General features: G+C 63.8%; 4 protein-coding genes. 3 read left to right on the forward strand and 1 reads right to left on the reverse strand.

Going from position 1 to position 4069, the window contains the following annotated elements; translation table 11 throughout:
- From QZ079_RS08435 to QZ079_RS08445, 3 genes are all read left to right on the forward strand, one after another.
- The coding region (locus tag QZ079_RS08435; protein ID WP_297037426.1) for an iron hydrogenase small subunit at positions 1-322 on the forward strand (322 nt) is incomplete at its 5' end.
- A 262-nt stretch (positions 323-584) separates the two neighbouring features.
- Entirely contained in the window at positions 585-1703 is a 1119-nt protein-coding gene (locus tag QZ079_RS08440) for an ABC transporter substrate-binding protein (RefSeq protein WP_297037427.1), read from the forward strand.
- Positions 1704-1712: 9 nt separating this feature from the next.
- Positions 1713-3137 carry an ATP-binding cassette domain-containing protein gene (locus QZ079_RS08445; protein ID WP_297037428.1) on the forward strand — a complete coding sequence of 475 codons (1425 nt, stop codon included), beginning with the start codon at positions 1713-1715 and terminating at the stop codon, positions 3135-3137.
- Between the two features lie 65 nt (positions 3138-3202).
- Here QZ079_RS08445 and QZ079_RS08450 read toward each other — a convergent pair whose 3' ends face one another.
- A complete protein-coding gene (locus QZ079_RS08450; RefSeq protein ID WP_297037429.1) occupies positions 3203-4003 on the reverse strand; it encodes a Cof-type HAD-IIB family hydrolase in 801 nt (266 codons plus the stop codon).
- Positions 4004-4069: the final 66 nt, after the last annotated feature.

Below are 4069 nucleotides of genomic sequence, written 5' to 3' on the forward strand. Positions count from 1 at the left end.
CCGCGTGCCGGAGGACCTGGAGGATGAAAAATACCGGGACCTGGACTTTGTAGAGCTGGACGCCTGTGCGGGCGGCTGCGTGGGCGGCGGCGGACAGCCCATCATCGAGGGCATCAACCTCTCGGCAGATCGCGGCTGCACCCTGCGCATCATCGACGAGCAGAGCGAACTGCGCTTCAGCCACGAGAATCCCGCCGTGCAGGCGTGCTATGACGACTTCCTGGGCAAGCCGCTCTCCGAGCGCGCCGAGGAGCTCCTGCATTCGAACCATGCGGATTGGTCGATGCCCATCCGTATGACGGCCGACGGCACGCAAGCGTAAGTCGTTTCGAGACGGAACGTGCACCGAAGCCCGGGAGAGCCTGCTGCTCTTCCGGGCTTCCAGGTAAAATAACCCCAGCGACTTTTTTACATCGCGCAGGAATCCATCGATTGCCGCGCATCCACCCTCCGCGCGATGTAAAAAAGTCGCTGGGGTTATTTTACCTGCCATGCGCCCGTAAACCTCGAATGAACGCCGATGCGGGGCGTCCAAACAGCTACACTGTTAGCGGAACATTACTTTTATCGAAAGGAAGCGCACCATGCGTACTCCCCTTACCGAAACACTCATCAGCCGCCGCTCGCTCATCGCCGCAAGCGCCTCAGCGCTCGCGAGCCTTGGACTCGCTGCCTGCGGAAATGCGAGCGCGAACGCAGGCAGCGAACCGGCGGCGAACGACGTCGTGACCACCATGCGCGTGGGCGCGCTCCAAGGCCCCACCGGCATGGGCCTCGTCGGCCTCATGGATGCCGACGGCACGCTTGAAGACCTCGCCGCAGCGAACGGCATCGAGCTTGCGGAAGACTCGCCCGTAGGCAAGAATCCCGCCGGGATCGGGGCGCTTGCCAACAGCTACGAATTCACGCTCGCAGGCTCCGCCGACGAGCTGGCTCCGCAGCTCGTCCAAGGCGACCTCGATGTCCTCTGCGTGCCCGCGAACCTTGCGGCGACGCTCTATCAGAAAACCGAAGGCGAAGTCCAGGTGCTCTGCGTGAACACGCTCGGTGTGCTCGACATCGTGGAGGCCGGCGACACCATCCAGAGCATCTCCGACCTCGCCGGCCGTACCATCTACTCCGCCGGACGCGGCTCGACCCCGCAATACGCCCTCGAGTACCTGCTGCGCGAGAACGGCGTCGACCCCGCGACGGATGTCACGATCCAATGGGCGAGCGAACACGCCGAATGCCTCGCCGCGCTCCAGGCAGATCCGAGCATCGTGTGCATGCTGCCGCAACCCTTCGCCACGAGCGCGCTTGCACAGGTCGAAGGAGCGCGCATCGCGCTCGACCTCACCGAGGTATGGAACGAGACCGCTCAGGCAACTGGCAACGACTCGCAGCTCATCACCGGCGTAGCCGTCGCACGCCGCGAGTTCGTCGAGAACTACCCCGCCACGGTAGCGGAGTTCCTGGACGCCTACGCCGCCTCCGTGGACTTCGTGAATAGCGACCCCGCCACCGCGGCGCAGCTCATTGAAGCCGCCGGCATCATCAAGGCCCAGATCGCCGAAAAGGCCATCCCCTACTGCAATATCGTGTGCCTCACGGGCAGCGAGATGCGCGAAGGTCTTGAGGGGTATCTGGAGACCCTGTTCGAAGCCGATGCACAGTCCGTCGGAGGCTCCATGCCCGAGGATGACTTCTACTACGAGGCATAAGGGAGCGTCGTGCGCCGCGCTTCCTCGCATATCGCTCCCTGGTCAATCGCGGTCTGGCTTGCGCTCTGGCACGTCGCTGCCATGGCGCTTGCCAGCCCTATCTTGCTTCCCAGCCCCATCGCGACCGCGCTTCGCCTGGTCGAGCTTCTCCCCGACCCCGCGTTCTGGGCGCGCATAGCGTTCTCGCTCGCACGCATCGTCGGGGGGTTTGCCCTGGGCGCAGTCTTCGGAGCGCTCGGGGCGTTGGCCTCTGTACGCTGGCGCGCTATCGAAGAGCTGCTCGCCCCGGTGATGGCGCTCGCGAAGAGCGTTCCCGTCGCCTCGATCACCGTGCTCGCGCTCATCTGGCTGCGCGCATCGAACCTCGCGGTACTCGTCGTGCTCCTGGTGGTGCTCCCCCTTGTTTACGAGAACACCATGCAGGGCCTGCGCGCGACGAGCCGTTCGCTCGATGAGGTTGCAAGCCTCTTCCACCTGCAGAGCTTCCGCCACCTGCGGTTCTTCGTTATGCCGCGGCTTTTCCCGTACCTGCGCGCCGCACTCGTCACCGCGCTCGGCATGGGCTGGAAGGCAGGCGTCGCGGCCGAGGTCATCGGCATCCCTGCCGGGTCGCTTGGCGAAGCGCTCTATGATGCGAAGATCTATTTCGATACCGCCGGGCTCTTCGCGGTGACGCTTGCCACGGTGGGCGCGAGCGCCGTCACCACATGGCTCATGCAGATCGCCCTCGCCGCCCTCGAGCCCATCGTCTGCGGTGCCGCCGGTCATGCGAAACTATTCGAATCCTGCGAGTCTCAAGCTGGCGCTTCCGCCACGGGCACCTCCCCCGAGAACGATTCCGCCGAACTCCACCTTGAAGACATCTCGAAGTCGTTTGAGGGCAAGCGGGTGCTCGCCGGAGTCTCGTTCAGCATCAACACCGGCGCACCCGTGTGCCTCATGGCACCTTCCGGATCGGGCAAGACGACGCTGCTGCGCATCGTCGCGGGACTCGAGACGGCCGATATAGGCCGCGCATTCATGGGAGATGAGCCGAAATGGCTCCCCCGCATCTCGATGGCGTTCCAAGACGACCGCCTCGCCGACCAGGCAAGCGCGCTTGCGAACACGCGGTTGCCGCTCGCGCCCGAAAGCACGGCTTGGAACGAAGCACCTGCTCTCCTTGAGCAGCTCGGTTTGGGCGAACGCCTGCACTCCCCCGCAGGCACATGCTCTGGCGGGGAGCGCCGCCGCATTGCACTCGCCCGAGCGCTGCTCACCCCCCACGACATCCTGCTCCTCGACGAACCGTTCACCGGCCTCGACGGCACTGCGCGCGATACGTGCGCCAGAATCATTCGGGAACGCGAGCGCGCCTCCATCGTCCTTGTCGCCACGCACGACCGCGAAGATGCCGAACGCCTGGGAGCGCGCATCTATCACATCACGCAATAGGATGCACCACGGCTGGGAGCTCTCTGCGAAGGGAAGCCCCCACGTTGGAAAGAAGCCCTTAAACGTCACGCGCTCTCAAGCAGCTTGCGCAGCTCCGCCTGGACAGCATGGTCCTTGTTGCAGCCCACCACGCGATCTGCCACGGCACGCAGCGCCGGGCGCGCGTTCGCCATGGCGCAGCCCATGCCCGCGAAACGGATGATCTCGTAATCATTCATCGAATCGCCGAAAGCCATGACCTCTTCGCGCCGAATGCCGTAGCGATCCATGACCTGCTGAATGCCTGTCGCTTTCGACACGCCGCGCTGGATGGGGTCGACCCATGCGCTGCCGGAGGGTGCAAACACGAAGTCGTCGCCCAGCTCGCGCGAGAGCGCATACGCGTAGTCCATCACGTGACCGTCGTCGCAGTAAATCGACGCCTTGATGATGTTCACATCCGGCGTGGGCAGATACCAAATACGCTCGATATTCGGCAGATCCTTATCGCATTCGCGGACGAACGCGCGCTCATCGTCGAGGAGAAACGACTTCGTGCGGTCGAAGAGCGCTAGGTGCAGGTGCTCGAATTTGCCGACGGTCTTCGCCAAGCGCTTGATGCTCTGATGCGAATAGACCTCGCGGTCGATGAGCTCGCCCGCCGCATAGACCTGCGCACCGTTGGCGGCAACGAAGTCCATCTTGTCTTTCACCGGCTCGAAGAACATGCACAGACGGTCGTAGCGACGCCCCGACGACGCCGCGAAGTGAATGCCCTTCTCGCGGAGTGCCAAGATGAGGTCGAAGGTCTCGGGCGGCACCTCGCCGTTCTCGTCAAGTAGCGTGCCGTCCATATCGGACGCAACGAGCTTGATCTTCTTTTCCATGATGTCCTTTCGCCAAATAGGATGCTGGTTGGAGCCAGCCAGTAGGGACGGGGGTTATTGGCTGGG

Origin of the sequence: uncultured Enorma sp., from assembly GCA_905210055.1 — a bacterium.
In the GTDB taxonomy this organism is placed as follows: Bacteria; Actinomycetota; Coriobacteriia; order Coriobacteriales; family Coriobacteriaceae; genus Enorma.